This window comes from Ruegeria faecimaris (assembly GCF_900182615.1).
In the GTDB taxonomy this organism is placed as follows: domain Bacteria; phylum Pseudomonadota; class Alphaproteobacteria; order Rhodobacterales; family Rhodobacteraceae; genus Ruegeria; species Ruegeria faecimaris.
Window position 1 is genome coordinate 86,794 of record NZ_FXTE01000008.1, and the last position, 14,515, is coordinate 101,308.

At 55.5% G+C, this 14,515-nt stretch carries 17 protein-coding genes; 9 read left to right on the forward strand and 8 right to left on the reverse strand.

What is annotated here, in order from left to right; all coding sequences use genetic code 11:
- Positions 1-8: 8 nt before the first annotated feature.
- Together FN806_RS13750 and FN806_RS13755 are read right to left on the reverse strand one after the other, a co-directional pair.
- The gene (locus FN806_RS13750) at positions 9-950 is read right to left on the reverse strand and encodes a LysR family transcriptional regulator (RefSeq protein WP_142638210.1); all 942 of its coding nucleotides are present in this window, start codon (positions 948-950) and stop codon (positions 9-11) included.
- Between the two features lie 66 nt (positions 951-1,016).
- On the reverse strand, positions 1,017-1,328 hold the full coding sequence (locus FN806_RS13755) for a hypothetical protein (protein ID WP_142638101.1): 312 nt from the start codon (positions 1,326-1,328) through the stop codon (positions 1,017-1,019).
- A gap of 192 nt (positions 1,329-1,520) precedes the next feature.
- Between FN806_RS13755 and FN806_RS13760 the strand changes: the two genes are divergently transcribed.
- The gene (locus FN806_RS13760; RefSeq protein WP_142638103.1) at positions 1,521-2,534 is read left to right on the forward strand and encodes a hypothetical protein; all 1,014 of its coding nucleotides are present in this window, start codon (positions 1,521-1,523) and stop codon (positions 2,532-2,534) included.
- 143 nt (positions 2,535-2,677) lie between these two features.
- The gene (gene lepA / locus FN806_RS13765) at positions 2,678-4,477 is read left to right on the forward strand and encodes a translation elongation factor 4 (RefSeq protein ID WP_142638105.1); all 1,800 of its coding nucleotides are present in this window, start codon (positions 2,678-2,680) and stop codon (positions 4,475-4,477) included.
- Between the two features lie 67 nt (positions 4,478-4,544).
- Here lepA and FN806_RS13770 read toward each other — a convergent pair whose 3' ends face one another.
- Positions 4,545-5,138 carry a helix-turn-helix domain-containing protein gene (locus tag FN806_RS13770; protein WP_142638107.1) on the reverse strand — a complete coding sequence of 198 codons (594 nt, stop codon included), beginning with the start codon at positions 5,136-5,138 and terminating at the stop codon, positions 4,545-4,547.
- 530 nt (positions 5,139-5,668) lie between these two features.
- Between FN806_RS13770 and FN806_RS13775 the strand changes: the two genes are divergently transcribed.
- Both FN806_RS13775 and FN806_RS13780 read left to right on the forward strand, forming a co-directional pair.
- The gene (locus FN806_RS13775; protein ID WP_142638109.1) at positions 5,669-5,848 is read left to right on the forward strand and encodes a CTP synthetase; all 180 of its coding nucleotides are present in this window, start codon (positions 5,669-5,671) and stop codon (positions 5,846-5,848) included.
- Between the two features lie 90 nt (positions 5,849-5,938).
- Entirely contained in the window at positions 5,939-6,259 is a 321-nt protein-coding gene (locus tag FN806_RS13780; RefSeq protein WP_142638110.1) for a hypothetical protein, read from the forward strand.
- A gap of 1,294 nt (positions 6,260-7,553) precedes the next feature.
- Here FN806_RS13780 and FN806_RS13785 read toward each other — a convergent pair.
- The 4 genes from FN806_RS13785 to FN806_RS13800 all read right to left on the reverse strand — a co-directional run bounded on the left by FN806_RS13785 (position 7,554) and on the right by FN806_RS13800 (position 9,787).
- The gene (locus FN806_RS13785) at positions 7,554-7,691 is read right to left on the reverse strand and encodes an entericidin A/B family lipoprotein (RefSeq protein WP_142638111.1); all 138 of its coding nucleotides are present in this window, start codon (positions 7,689-7,691) and stop codon (positions 7,554-7,556) included.
- A gap of 76 nt (positions 7,692-7,767) precedes the next feature.
- Entirely contained in the window at positions 7,768-8,562 is a 795-nt protein-coding gene (locus FN806_RS13790) for a metal ABC transporter permease (protein WP_142638112.1), read from the reverse strand.
- The gene (locus tag FN806_RS13795) at positions 8,562-9,311 is read right to left on the reverse strand and encodes a metal ABC transporter ATP-binding protein (protein WP_142638113.1); all 750 of its coding nucleotides are present in this window, start codon (positions 9,309-9,311) and stop codon (positions 8,562-8,564) included. Before FN806_RS13795 ends, FN806_RS13790 begins: the two co-directional genes overlap by 1 nt.
- Entirely contained in the window at positions 9,308-9,787 is a 480-nt protein-coding gene (locus FN806_RS13800; protein WP_142638114.1) for a Fur family transcriptional regulator, read from the reverse strand. Before FN806_RS13800 ends, FN806_RS13795 begins: the two co-directional genes overlap by 4 nt.
- 93 nt (positions 9,788-9,880) lie before the next feature.
- On the opposite strand from FN806_RS13800, the gene FN806_RS13805 reads away from it, so the two are divergent.
- Positions 9,881-10,900, forward strand: coding sequence for a zinc ABC transporter substrate-binding protein (locus FN806_RS13805; RefSeq protein ID WP_142638115.1), 1,020 nt, complete (start codon positions 9,881-9,883; stop codon positions 10,898-10,900).
- A gap of 23 nt (positions 10,901-10,923) precedes the next feature.
- Here the strand turns inward: FN806_RS13805 and FN806_RS13810 are convergent, their stop codons facing one another.
- Entirely contained in the window at positions 10,924-11,259 is a 336-nt protein-coding gene (locus FN806_RS13810) for an ArsR/SmtB family transcription factor (RefSeq protein WP_142638116.1), read from the reverse strand.
- A 320-nt stretch (positions 11,260-11,579) separates the two neighbouring features.
- Between FN806_RS13810 and FN806_RS13815 the strand changes: the two genes are divergently transcribed.
- The 4 genes from FN806_RS13815 (at position 11,580) to FN806_RS13830 (ending at position 14,514) form a co-directional block, all read left to right on the forward strand.
- Positions 11,580-12,212 carry an ATP-dependent Clp protease proteolytic subunit gene (locus FN806_RS13815; RefSeq protein WP_142638117.1) on the forward strand — a complete coding sequence of 211 codons (633 nt, stop codon included), beginning with the start codon at positions 11,580-11,582 and terminating at the stop codon, positions 12,210-12,212.
- A gap of 132 nt (positions 12,213-12,344) precedes the next feature.
- The gene (gene clpX, locus FN806_RS13820; RefSeq protein ID WP_142638118.1) at positions 12,345-13,610 is read left to right on the forward strand and encodes an ATP-dependent Clp protease ATP-binding subunit ClpX; all 1,266 of its coding nucleotides are present in this window, start codon (positions 12,345-12,347) and stop codon (positions 13,608-13,610) included.
- 66 nt (positions 13,611-13,676) lie between these two features.
- Positions 13,677-14,051, forward strand: coding sequence for a Rid family hydrolase (locus FN806_RS13825; protein WP_142638120.1), 375 nt, complete (start codon positions 13,677-13,679; stop codon positions 14,049-14,051).
- A gap of 79 nt (positions 14,052-14,130) precedes the next feature.
- Complete coding sequence (locus FN806_RS13830; RefSeq protein ID WP_142638122.1) at positions 14,131-14,514, forward strand: NADH:ubiquinone oxidoreductase subunit NDUFA12; 384 nt, start codon at positions 14,131-14,133, stop codon at positions 14,512-14,514.
- Position 14,515 lies beyond the last annotated feature (1 nt).

Consider the following 14,515-nt stretch of genomic DNA (forward strand, 5'->3'; position numbering starts at 1 on the left):
GCCCTACACTAACTCATCACCTTCAACTGCCCGCCCAGCCACGGCACCTGCGCGACTGCCGGATCAACAATCTGGGTCCGCATCAGCCGTCGGATCATGTCTGCAACCTCTTTGGGTACTTGGTCCGACCAGTCAGAGCGGGTGAACAGCGAAATTGTGCGGGCGAAGTCACCGAACGGGACCGGATGCGCCTCCATCCCGTCATGAAACCGGGTCGCACGCATATATCCCAGTGGTGTTGTGATCGCCCAGCCAAGCCCCTGTGCGACCATTGCCATCAGCGCCTGGTGCGAGCCGATTTCAAACCGTTCCTCGAACTCCATTTGCTGGCGCGCCAGATGCGCCTCGATCTGGCGGCTGATCAGCTGATCTCGGGCGTATCGCAGAAAGGGCAGGTCCTGTATTGAATTCCCCACACCCTTTGGGGTCACCAGAATGAAAGGGTCCTGAACCAGAGGGTATTCAATCACACCCTTCAGGACCTCTCCGGAATGCGCGGATACAGCCATATGCAGCCTCTGCGCCTCTAGCTCGGCGAACAGGTTTAGGCTGGGCAACGTGATCAGTTTGAATTTCGACCGGGTCAGGCTGTCGGCCAGCAAAGTCGCCAGCCGCGGGGTCAGATCGTTGTCGAAATCGTCTATCAAACCGATGGAGAGGGTGGTCAGATGCCCCAGATCCATCACGGTCAGTTCGCTTTGGGCCATTTGCAGTTCGGCCAGCACGACCTCGGCCCGCGCCAGAAAGCTGCGGCCGGCTTGCGTTAAACGCATTGGTCGTCGCCCGTGATCGACCAGATCAGTGCCCAATGCCTTTTCCAGATTGCGCAACTGCTGAGAAACCGAAGGCTGGCTGAGCCCCGTGATCTCGGCGGCCTGTGCCACCGATCCTGTCCGCGCCAAAGCCTCGAACACCTCAAGGCCCCGCAGGGTCAGCCCTTTCATTACCATCTGATACACCTTTCGCTGCGCCATATCTGAGGTGCAGTGCGCATCAGGTCAAGCAGCGTGACCAGCTTAGTTGCAGATTGCCTGCGCCATCTGGCCAAAGTTCTTGTACCGATCCCACAGCGCATCATCGCGCGAAGTCTGCGACATCTTCAACTCCTGCGCCTGATGGGGGTCGGTGAACCACTTGGCGACGGTCTTCTGATCGCCCCGCGTCAACGCCTGATCTGCGACGCGCTGAATGCAACTGCACCGTGCCCGCGTAGCCGCCGACCGGTCCGACGCCAAACACGCCCGTTTGATCTGCGCAGCCTCGCTGGGTGCCGGAGCCATCGCCGTCAGCGATGCCGCGCAGAATGCGATTAGGAGGAACTGTTTCATGCTCTTGCCTCGTTTTTGCCTGCCCGGACGGGTCTGATGCCCCTCTCGGTCTGTGGCGGAGTATGAATCAAACGGGGGGAGGGATCAATTGTTTTGACAGGCAAATCAAACGGTGTTGATTTGACGAGGGCACAACTACGCACTGAGGTGCGTCGGAAATGAATAAAAGCAGCTTATTCAAGGAGCAATTTTGTGGTTTCGATCAAAACGTTTTTCTTCTCGATCGCAGTCTGTTTGTCTCCGATAGCAGCTTTGTCAGATTCTGGTTCTCTGCAAGGCGAAGACGTGCCGGAATTCAACGAGGCGGTTCAAGCATGGTTGGATGGCGATGATTTGGTCGCATTGCAAAATCTGGCTGGACAGGCGCAACAAGGCAATACTGCGGCGCAAATCTTGCTGGCGAGTATAGCAAGCGGCAGCAAATACCACTCTCATGTTACTACAGATATGGAGCGCAAGGAGCGCATTGCTTTGTTGCGCAAACCCGGCGGTCTGTCTGGTAAATCTTGGCTGACCGAAGCACAGAACTCAGAGGCCTTAGCCCTGGCGCTTCTTCAAGCGTCCAAGATAGGAGAGAAGGCTCCGGCAATTGCAACGCTCATAGAGTTGGGCGAGCCGCAGACAGCAATAATTGCTGCGCAATCTATGCTGTTAAATGGTGAGGCTGAAGAACTTGTTTCTGTCTTGCAGGGTCTGGATGACAAACTTCCCGAAGAGGCTGATGTATTATTGGCATGGGCGCTTTTTCAAGCTTCACAAGGCTCAGACAGCCCATATGCAGGATCGGCTAGTGTTCCTAGAACTTTGACTGGTAATGAGCATTTCCGACTGTCTGAGTTTGCTTGGGGCCATCTCTCGCCACGCGCACTGGTCGAAGATGGCGAAGCGCGTGAAGCGGCAATTAAACACAGCGGCAATATCCGAGCTTGGACGCCGGTTCGAAATTTCTGTGAAGATCAATGCCCGGACTCTATTTCGGAATGTACTGCAACCGGCGGAAGTTACCTTACGACGCCATTGTCACCGCGCAGCCCGTTGGAAAGTGTAATTTCGAACGAAGTTTATTGGGCCAGTAAGCGTGTCACCGGCGATCTTGCTAGGTCCACTTGGGAAATCATCGTGGAGGCTGACAGTGATGCCAAGGTTCCCGACGCATGTTTCAAACGAAGTATGAAAGAACTGCAGCTAGTCGAAGGTCATGGGTAGGAGCGTTAGGTAAGATTTAGCAGGCCCAAGATGGAGCATACTGATGTATTTGCGCCTTAGCTGTTCTCTGTTTCAAATTTGATCGCCGCTGTTGTTTCAGCAGCCATTGACCAAACCTCAAAATCTATACATATCCCCAATCCATGACAGACCTCGCTCATATCCGCAATTTCTCCATCGTCGCGCATATCGACCATGGCAAATCCACCCTTGCTGACCGGCTCATCCAAGAGACCGGTACGGTCAAGGATCGTGACATGAAGGAACAGCTGCTCGACAGCATGGATATCGAGCGGGAGCGTGGCATCACCATCAAGGCCAACACGGTCCGCATCGACTATACCGCCGACAATGGCGAGCAATACGTGCTGAACCTGATCGACACCCCCGGCCACGTCGACTTTGCCTATGAGGTCAGCCGGTCGATGCGCGCGGTCGAAGGCTCTCTGCTGGTTGTGGACTCGACCCAGGGGGTCGAGGCGCAGACGCTGGCGAACGTGTATCAAGCCATCGACGCTGACCACGACATCGTGCCGGTGCTGAACAAGATCGACCTGCCTGCGTCCGATTGTGACCGCGTGGCCGAACAGATCGAGGATGTGATCGGCATCGACGCGTCCGAGGCGATTCAGGTCAGCGCCAAGACCGGGCAGGGCATCCATGAGACGTTGGAGGCCATTGTCACCCATCTGCCGGCTCCCAAGGGTAATCTGGATGCACCGCTCAAGGCGATGCTGGTCGATAGCTGGTACGACGCCTATCTCGGCGTCATCGTTCTGGTCCGCATCATGGACGGCACCCTGAAAAAGGGCATGCGGGTCAAGTTCATGTCGAACAACACCCTGCACCATGTCGACCGCGTCGGCGTTTTCCGGCCTGAGATGGAGATGGTCGACAGCCTCGGCCCGGGTGAGATCGGCTTCCTCACCGCCTCGATCAAACAGGTCCGCGACACCCGCGTTGGCGACACCATCACCAATGACCGCAATGGCGCAGAAATCGCGCTGGACGGCTTTAAACCCGCGCAGCCGGTGGTGTTCTGTGGCCTCTTCCCCGTCGACAGTTCCGAATTCGAAGACCTGCGCGACGCGATCGACAAGCTGGCGCTGAATGACGCCAGCTTCAGCTTTGAGATGGAAACCTCGGCAGCACTTGGCTTTGGCTTCCGCTGCGGCTTCCTTGGCCTGCTGCACCTTGAGGTCATTCGCGACCGGATTGAGCGCGAATATGATATCGAGCTGATCACCACCGCGCCCTCGGTGATCTATCACGTCTTCATGAAAGACGGCGAGATGATCGAGCTGCACAACCCCGCCGACATGCCCGACCCCTCAAAGGTCGACCATATCGAGGAACCACGCATCAAGGCGACCATCCTTGTGCCGGATGAATTCCTGGGCGACGTACTGAAACTGTGCCAGGACCGCCGCGGCATCCAGATGGACCTGACCTATGCGGGCTCGCGCGCGATGGTCGTCTATGACCTGCCACTGAATGAGGTCGTCTTTGACTTCTACGACCGCCTGAAATCGGTGACCAAGGGCTATGCCTCGTTTGATTATCAGATGACCGGCTATACCGAGGACGCGCTGGTCAAGATGTCGGTGCTGGTGAATGACGAACCGGTCGATGCGCTGTCGACCATGGTTCACCGTGACCGGGCCGAGATGCGGGGCCGGGCGATGTGCGAGAAGCTCAAGGACCTGATCCCGCGCCACATGTTCAAAATCCCGATCCAAGCCGCAATCGGAGGTAAGGTCATCGCCCGCGAGACCCTCTCGGCCCTGCGCAAGGACGTGACCGCCAAATGCTACGGAGGCGACGCCACGCGGAAACGCAAACTGCTGGACAAGCAGAAGGCGGGTAAGAAAAAGATGCGTCAGTTCGGGAAGGTTGATATACCTCAGGAGGCATTCATCTCAGCGTTGAAAATGGATAGTTAAGGTATCTCACATGATATTTGGGCACCCCAATCTTTGCAAAAGTGGGGTGCCAGCTCGTGGAAGGTTGTTATTCTAAGGGTTCATCTTGCAGGTTTTTATCCGTTTTGGGTGTGATCTCGTATCGACCGTCAACTTCAACGCAGTCCAGTCCATTTGCGTCGCAAATAGATTTTATTCCCTTCACTAGGCCATATCCAGCAAGGCCGGCCGCGACCGGAATGGCAGCTACTAGGCCAATCCCACCGAGCATTGTTCCTCCACCAATTGCTGCAAGGCCCGACGTAATCCCCGCAGCAGATAATCCACTCACGGAACCGGCCACCGAAACTGCCGCTACAGATCCAGCTATTCCTGAGGCAGTTCCCCCGACCGCGCCAAGTGTATCAAGGAGAGTTTCTCTTTCGCTGTCCGTCAGCTGGCTGAATTTGTGTCGACCGATAATAACTAGCGCCTTTAAAAGATTCATAAACTCAGGCGTTGCAGCGCTTTTCTTGGTTTCAAGTCGATAAATTGTCGATTCCGAGCATTCTAGCACCTCCGCGAGCTCTCTTCGCGACAGGCCAGAAACTTCTCTTACCAATTTCAATTTTTCCCCACAGTTGTCAGGTGTAATAGGTCCTTCCATGGCTGCTTTTTGCCTTTCATCTTCATAGCCCCACATTGAAAATTTCCTTCACAAACCCTCTCAACTCCAGTCATTTTACATTCAAAGATATGTCAAGATCAAGTCATGTCACAGTCAGTGATCAGTCATGCTCGGTTATTTGCCGATCTACGCGATGGGTTGGTCTCCAATAATGGACTGGAAATCAATGTGATGCATTCTACTCACATCGCCGGGCGGCGTCATGCTGAAAGCATGCCTCCGGAATGACCCGCCCCCGTCAAACCGAAGGTTTGCCTGCGGCAAAACTGGCGGCGCGTTTGCGCCCTGGGGCTCCGCCCGTTCGACCCTGAAACGGTCCATTGGACCATTTCCCAGACGGGCCTCACCCCCTCGGGCCGGCGCTGCCCTAACCTCTGTTGACTGAGCGTCGCAAGAGCTTTTACGAGCCAGGGCTCCGCCCGTTCGCGGCTGAATTCGTCCACTGGACGAATTCCAAGACGCCGCTCACTCTGACCCAGATCAAAGACCGCGTGTGCGCTCAATCCTAGGATCCGCGAAAGTTGAATCCCTGATATGAGGCCCCCATGCTTCCCCTGATGCTGATCGTACATATCTTCCTTGGCTCCACCTTTGCCGGGTCCGCTGTCATTGCGGTTCTGTCGATGGGGTATACGACGCTATACCCTATCCTGATCGCTGCCGGAGCTGGCTTTATTGCGGCGTTTCCGGTTTCGTATCTGGTGACCCGAAAGATCGCGGGATAAGGCCTGTTCGGCCCATTGTGACCAACCTCACAGCCGCATCCCGGCTGGCCTGCTAGAGTTTACGTTGCAGAACCCTAGCAGGAGGCGCAGATGTCCACATCCATGATCCCCTTCATTGCCCTCGGGTCAGCGGGTCTCTATTCCGTTGCCATGGTCGCGATGAAGTTCTGGTGGAAAATCCCCGGCTTGGGGCTTGGCCTGCTGATCGTCGCGACCCTGCTGGCCGGGGCGACGCTCGAACTCGCCGCGCTGCGCGACGAACGGTTGGGCATAATCTATACTGGCATTCTGGGGGCCGAGGTCGTTCTGATCGCCATCGCCTCATTCTTTCTGTTTGGCGAAAACTTCTCGCATCGCGAAGTGTTTGGCATTTCCCTGGTCGTGATCGGCACCGCGCTGGCCTGGGCCTAAGCGCGACAATCTGGTTAGGCTTTTTTAAAGCCTTCATGAAGCTTCCTTCAGGTAAGTTGCAACCGGCACTCAGCCACCCAATCTGTGTAAAAGGCCAGCGAAAGGCCCAGCACAGGAGGTGAGCCAGTGACAGCAAATTCAACTATCGAAGCGGTAAATGCCCCTTCATTTAGGTTGGCTGCGTGGGCTGGCGCAAGATCCTTGGGCTGTATGTAATTTTGAATTTGCGTAGCCTGCGCGATCGAACGAGTTCCGGGCTCGTCTCTGGTCTCCAGGTGAACTGAAGCGTCTCTGGTCCGGTTGGAATTTAGGGGGTACTGGCTGCGAATTGCCGCAGCGCTTAGTAGGTAACTCAACCGGGCCGGAGCGCTTCTCAAATTCAGAACAGGCTTTCAGCGCAATGTGCGGGCAGGTGGCCCTGATTGGTCAGAAAATGCCTCGGTCCTCGGAGGCCGTGGCCAAAGAGCGACCCGTTCACGGCGGGTTTGATTCGAAATATCAGGGATCGGATCGGCGCAATCGCTCACCAAAACCCCCAGAAGGGTCGTGCAGCCCGTTTGCGCCTGCAGAAAGAGTCCAAAATCCCGGGCCGAGCACGTAATTTCACTTGTCCAATGGCAACTCTGCGCAGGAACGTAAAATCTAGAGTTATCCACATCACTCTCCAGCGAGATATCAACAGTTTATCCCCGACTATTTTTTATGCTGCAGTGCTATTTTCTTGCCCGATTATGACCGCGATGTAACAGTCAGGTTACCGCAGAGGTTCTTAGGATCCTGGGTGGGACGCAAAGGCCAAGGGGGTCGCTGCGGTGAAGTAAAATCTTAGGATTTTGTTCTACTGCAAAGACTTACCGGTGCGTGATCAGCTGATTTGGGCGTCAAGTTTGAAACAGGTGATCAAGCTCTCAGAAGGTTAATGCGTGCTGTGCGGGGCCCTCGGGCTCTGTTCAGCGGCTGTGGCCCCTTAGGGGGACAAAGCAACTGGATCGGGACGTCCCTCGGGCGTGTCGAACCGGTAAGGCGTCAGGGGTGTCCTTTGGGCACGTGCAAAGACCGCGTCTGCGCACCTGACGCCTTTTCCTTTTTCCGGGCCCCGGATTCATACAGGCAGCGATTTAATTCCCCCTAAAACGGGAACGGGGTTCTAGCGTTTAAGCAAGAACCCCGTGATCGTGTCAGAAATGCAATGCCGCGTCTATGCACCTGTGTCCGCAAGGATAGCGGGTGTGGGTGCAGAGGGCAACCATATCTTGTATGTCGCCCGATCTTGATCGCTACATTCCGAATGGAATCAGATGTTTTCCTGAACCTCGGTGGCTGCGCCCTGAATTGCGTCACCTGCTTTTTCAATATCTTTACCGGCGCCTTTAGCGGTTTCACATGCGGCGAGTGTGCAAAGGGCCAGTCCAATAAGTGCGGCTCGGATCATAGGTCTCTCCTTTTGTATAAGTCCCGATTTTCGTAGCAGTTTTGCTAATGGTGAACCAGAGTTTTGAACCGGCATTCTATTCTTTACGAAAAAGTGGCCCGATGGCTGCTGTCACCAGAAAGATCACAGCTGCGGCGCAGACGATGCTGGGCCCGGCCGGAGTGTCGGCAAGATACGCACCGCACAGCCCGACAAGGGCGGCAGCTGATCCGATGATTGCGGCCCCGAATGCCATATTTTCAGGTGTTTTCACCAAAGATCGTGCACCGGCTGCCGGGATGACGAGCAGGGCGGCAATCAACAGAACCCCTACCACTTTGATTGCCACGGCAACGGCCAGCGCCATGGTCAGCGTCAACCACACCTCCTCGCGCTTAGGGTCAATGCCGGATGCATAGGCCATGTCCGGGTTCAGCGTGGCGACAAGTAGGGCTGACCAGCGCCAGATCATGACTGCCAGGATCAACGCGCCGCCGCCCCAAATGGTTGCCAAATCGCCTTTGGTGACAGCCAGGATATCACCAAACAGAAAGGCATTTAAATCCAGCCGGACGTCGGACAGCAAGGCGACGGTGACTAGCCCTGCGGCCAGGGCTGTATGCGCTATTACGCCTAGTAATGTATCCATCGCCAACCCCTTGCCACGCAAAAGCGTGACGGTAAGCCCCATGGCAAGCGCTGACGCCACAATCGACGGCAGCATCGGAAGCGAAAATGCCAGAGACAGTGCCACACCCAGAACAGCCGCGTGCGCAGTGGCCTCGCCCAGATAGGCCATCCGGCGCCATACCACAAAGCACCCCAAAGGGGCCGCCGCGAGTGCAACGCCGATACCAGCCAGCGCCGCACGAACCATAAAATCGTCTAACATCAGTTGGTTGTTTCCTGGTCGTGGTGGTGGTCATGGTCGTGCGAATGGCTGTGTTGATGTTGGTAAAGGGCCATCATGCCCTTGGTTCCGCTGCCAAATAAGGCCCGGTATTCAGGTGCGTCCGCGACGGTATGAGGCGACCCCTCGCAGCATATATGTCCGTTCAGACATAGCACACGGTCTGAGGCCGCCATGACAACGTGCAGATCGTGACTGACCATCACGATCGCGCAACCAAGGTCGCGTCTGACCTGCTCAATGCGTTGATAGAAGGCAGCTGCACCCGGTTGATCCAGGCCTTGCGTTGCTTCATCCAAAAGCAAGACCTGAGGATCATCAAGGAGTGCGCGCGCCAGCAGAACTCGTTGAAATTGACCGCCCGAAAGCTGGGTCATTTGCCGGTTGCGCAGATCCGGGACGCCCGCTCGTTCTAGTGCATCCAGCGCTTTGCGGGCCGAGATCCGTTTGGGTAAGCCCAGGAAACGTTGCACGGTCATCGGAAAAGCGGCGTCCAAAGCCAGTTTTTGCGGGACATAACCGATGCGCAGGCCGGGCGCGCGGCTTACCTGGCCTTCTGATGGGGTAATGGCCCCAATGATCGCCCGTAAAAGAGTCGACTTACCAGATCCGTTGGGCCCCACAATGGTCACGATCTCTGCTTCGGAAACTGCCGCATTCACATGTTCAAGGATCGTGCGGCCGTCGATCCGAATGGACATGTTTTTCAATGAAATAAGAGGGGTATTCATGCCGCCGACCCTACACATTCGGGACATAGGCCCTCGGCCTCGACCACTACTCGTTCGATTTGAAACCCCGAGGTGTTCGCCGCAGCGCCCAATCGACCCTGTGTAAGCTCGGTTTCCGTTTCAGCCACTGCTTTGCAGGACCTGCAGATCAGAAACGCGGGGACATGGTCATGGGTCGGGTGGGCGCAGGCTGTATAGGCATTCAGTTGCTCGATACGATGCACGAACCCGTTTTGCACAAGGAAATCCAGTGCACGATATGCGACCGGAGGTTGCGACCCGAGCCCTTCTGCAGCCAGCACAGCCAGGATATCATATGCGCCCATTGCCCGGTGCTTTTCCAACAGGATCTCAAGAACACGGCGCCGGACAGTGGTGAATTGCAGGCGCTTTGTTCTGCACTTGTTTTCGGCCTGAGACAGCGCAGTGTGAACGCAGTGGGCGTGATCGTGTTGTCTGAATCCAACGGTGCTCATGGCGGGACTCCAATGATTTTCAACTTGATATGTAATAACGTCCGGATTAACAAGCGCTCAACGAATGTAATAACATATCATTTCGGAGGGAATATGTTCCGACCCACACTGTATTTGTTCTCAATCGCGTTTGCAGGCCAAGCCATTGCCGAGGCGCCAAGCGTGGCCGTCGATATTGCGCCTGTCCATTCGCTGGTCGCCCGGGTGATGGACGGCGTGGGTGAGCCCAGCTTGATCATTCCACCCGGCGCGTCACCTCATGATCACGCTATGCGGCCTTCTGAGGCGCGGTCTTTGCAATCCGCCGAGATCGTATTCTGGACCGGAGAAGAGCTGACCCCTTGGCTGGTTAAACCCTTGGGCGCGCTGTCGCCGGATGCGCTGCATGTCTCTTTGTTGGATGCGGATGGAACAATTCTCTATGAATTCCGGGATGCGACCGATCATGATGACCATGATGACCATGATGACCATGATGACCGTGCGGATCATGATGGCCACGACGATCACGCGGATCACGACGATCATGCGGGTCATGACGATCACGACGACCATGCGGGCCATGCAGACGACCATGGCCATGATCACGAAGGGGTAGACCCCCACGCCTGGCTGGATCCCGAAAATGCACGTATCTGGGTTCAGGTAATTGCCGCAACGCTCTCAGAGGCGGACCCTGAAAACGCCGATTCTTATCAGCAGAACGCGGCGACCGCAGATCGGGAACTGATTGAACTGAAAGAAAAAATTATGACAGATCTGACAGATATGCAGACGCTGTCATTCATAACGTTTCATGATGCCTATCAGTATTTCGAAAAGCGATTTGGGCTGGAGTCATCCGGCGCAGTCAGTCTTGGCGATGCGTCCTCTCCCGGGCCGGCGCGATTGGCGGCTTTGCGTGAAAAGGTTGAGCATGAAGGAATTGTTTGTGCCTTTTCCGAGCCACAATTTGACACAAGGCTGGTACGGACAGCGATCGAAGGAACCGGGGCCACGATCTTTGAATTGGATCCCGTAGGCGTGAGTTTTGACACGGGAATTTCGCACTATGACAGTTTGCTAATGGCCATGTCCGCCGGCTATCAAGACTGTTCCAAAAGTAAGTCGTAAGTAGCCGGGATAGCGGATTGCTCTTATTCTTCGTTGCAAAAGAGTTCGTAGACAACCTCTAACATCCGGCGTGGCCGTTCATCGGCAAGTCTATAAAAGATCGCCTTGCCTTCGCGGCGAGGCGTCACCAACCCTTCAAGTCGCAACCGCGACAGTTGTTGCGAAACAGCGGCTTGCCGCGCCGAAAGCAGCTCTTCCAGTTCTGTTACTGACTTTTCTCCCGATACCAGGTGGCACAGGATCATGAGACGCCCTTCGTGGCTGATGGCCTTGAGAAAATTTGCAGCATGCGTTGCGTTCTCAACCATTTTGTCGAAATTTTCCGGAGATGTTTCCTGTGAAAGTTGTGGAAGGGCCATCCTCTGTTTCCTTACCAGCCCACACTTTGGGCGCCTGTTTGTGTTGCTGCCTGGAGAAGGTCGCAAGTCAGCTAGTTATGAACATTTACTCTCATATGCATGAATCAAAATGAGGTGAGGGGAAAAGGGGAACTTGTGAGAGTTCGACGCAGATTTCGACTTTGAAGAGCGTATCGCTTTAGTCACCGCTGAATATCTATTTGCATTTGCAGGGCATGAAGTTTCCTGCACCCCTTGCAGCCCCACTGTGGCGATACTAAGACTCAGGTAACAGATTTTCGGGTAGTGTCCCGATCCATAGCAAAGCAGGCAGGTTTCTTATGTTCGATCCCGTTGACACATACATGAACACGCTTGTCCCAATGGTCGTTGAGCAGACCAGCAGGGGTGAGCGCGCATATGATATCTTCTCGCGCCTTCTGAAAGAGCGGATCATCTTTATCAACGGCCCGATCCACGACGGGATGAGCCATCTTGTGGTTGCTCAGCTGCTGCACCTTGAGGCGGAGAACCCGAACAAGGAAATCTCGATCTACATCAACTCGCCGGGTGGCGTGGTCACCAGCGGTTTGTCGATTTACGACACAATGCAGTATATCAAACCGAAATGTTCCACATTGGTGATCGGTCAAGCGGCCTCGATGGGGTCGGTTCTGCTGGCCGGTGGTGAGAAGGGCATGCGCTTTTCCCTGCCGAACAGCCGCATCATGGTGCACCAGCCCAGTGGCGGATATCAGGGGCAGGCAAGCGATATCATGATCCACGCAGCTGAGACGCAAAAGCTGAAGGATCGCCTGTATGATATCTATGTACGCCATACTGGACAGACCAAAAAGGCTGTTGAAAAGGCGCTGGACCGTGACAACTTCATGAGCCCGGAAGAGGCTAAGGAATGGGGTCACATCGACGAGATCGTTGAAAACCGCGCCAAGATGAGCGGCGAAGAGGGCTAAGCCCAGACCCCTCGTGTCGGCGATACGGGGGGTATTTTGAGATTGTAGCCGCCACAGTGCTGGCCTAAGCTGCACGAACAGGCGCAAGCGCGGCCCCGCAAGGGGCATAGGATGGAGCCCGAAAGGTAGATCATGGCGACGAATTCAGGCGGTGACGGCAAAAACACGCTCTACTGCAGCTTCTGTGGCAAAAGCCAGCATGAGGTGCGTAAGCTGATTGCAGGTCCGACCGTGTTCATCTGTGATGAATGCGTCGAGCTGTGTATGGACATCATCCGCGAAGAGACAAAAGCCAACGGGCTGAAGTCTTCTGACGGTGTGCCGACGCCGAAAGACATCTGCGAAGTTCTGGACGATTATGTGATCGGTCAGGCTACGGCCAAGCGGGTTCTGTCAGTGGCGGTTCACAACCACTATAAACGATTGAATCACGCTCAGAAGGCCGGCAGCGATATCGAGCTGGCCAAATCCAACATCCTGTTGATCGGCCCGACAGGCTGCGGCAAGACGTTGTTGGCGCAAACTCTGGCGCGCATTCTGGATGTGCCCTTTACCATGGCCGATGCGACCACGCTGACCGAAGCCGGTTATGTGGGCGAGGATGTCGAAAATATCATCCTCAAGTTGTTGCAGGCCAGCGAATACAATGTCGAACGCGCGCAGCGCGGCATCGTTTACATCGATGAGGTCGACAAGATCACGCGCAAATCCGAGAATCCCTCGATTACGCGCGACGTGTCGGGCGAGGGCGTGCAGCAGGCGCTGCTGAAGCTGATGGAAGGCACCGTCGCCAGTGTTCCGCCGCAAGGTGGACGCAAGCATCCGCAGCAGGAATTCCTGCAAGTGGACACGACGAATATCCTGTTCATCTGCGGTGGTGCCTTTGCGGGTCTGGATAGAATTATCGCACAGCGCGGCAAAGGCTCGGCCATGGGCTTTGGTGCCGATGTGCGGGACAATGATGACCGCGGCGTGGGTGAGATTTTCAAAGAGCTGGAGCCTGAAGACCTGCTGAAATTCGGTCTGATCCCGGAATTTGTCGGACGTCTGCCAGTTCTGGCCACGCTTGAAGATCTCGACGAGGATGCGCTGGTCACCATTCTGACCAAACCCAAGAACGCGCTGGTCAAACAGTATCAGCGTCTGTTCGAACTGGAAGATGCCGAGCTGGGCTTTACCGACGATGCGCTCAAGGCTATCGCCAAACGCGCCATTGAACGGAAGACCGGTGCACGCGGGCTGCGCTCGATCCTTGAAGATATCCTTCTGGACACGATGTTCGAATTGCCTGGCATGAAGAACGTGACCGAGGTTGTCGTTAACGAAGAGGCTGTATCTTCGGACAAACAGCCGCTGATCATCTATGCGGATGCGGCGGAATCGGCTTCGGCCGGGTAATCACAGAATTTGAATTGCAACAGATGGCGCGGTGATCCCGCGCCATTTTGTGTTTGGGAGGGCAGGATGACGATAAGGCGAATTTCCTCGGGCGGCCAATATGAGGCCAAAGTCGGCTATTGCCGGGCAGTGGTTGCAAACGGTTTTGTCTTTGTTGCCGGGACCTGCGCACAAGGCGAAATCATTCCCAAAGATATCGTCGGACAGTGCAAATCCGCGCTGCAGGCGATTGAAAAGGCCTTGGATGAGGCTGGATCAAATTTGGCGCATGTGGTTCGGGTAAACTACTACCTTCCGGACATGTCGGAATTTGAACTGTGCTGGCCCTTGCTGGTTGAGGCATTTGGTGAAAACCCGCCGGCGGCGACAGTGACCGAATGCAACCTGATCACGCCAGAGGACCGCATCGAGATTGAAGTGACCGCAGTTTTGCCGGATTAATGCGCAACGTTACCCTAGCACTGGACCTTGGCGGACCTTTGGTCCATATCTGCAGAGACAAAAATGCCGGAGGCAGCCGATGGGAATCCTGAACAGTCTTTTGCGCGCCGTGACCTGGTGGAACGGGGCCACCCTGAACACCCAGATTTACACCGCGCGCAAAGGCGTGAAAGTCGGTGAAGATAATGAAGGCAATATATTTTATCGTACCGCGGATGACAGCAGGCGTTGGGTGATCTTCAACGGCGAGGCCGAGGCCAGCAGGGTTGATCCCGATTGGCACGGTTGGTTGCACCGCACCTGGGACGAACCGCCAACCGACAAACCTCTGGCACATAAATCCTGGGAAAAACCGCATCAGGAAAACCTGACAGGAACCGCGCTTGCTTATGCACCGGCGGGGTCTTTGCGCCGCCCGGATCCGGTCGAGCGTTCGGATTATGAGGCCTGGAACCCGGAATAAG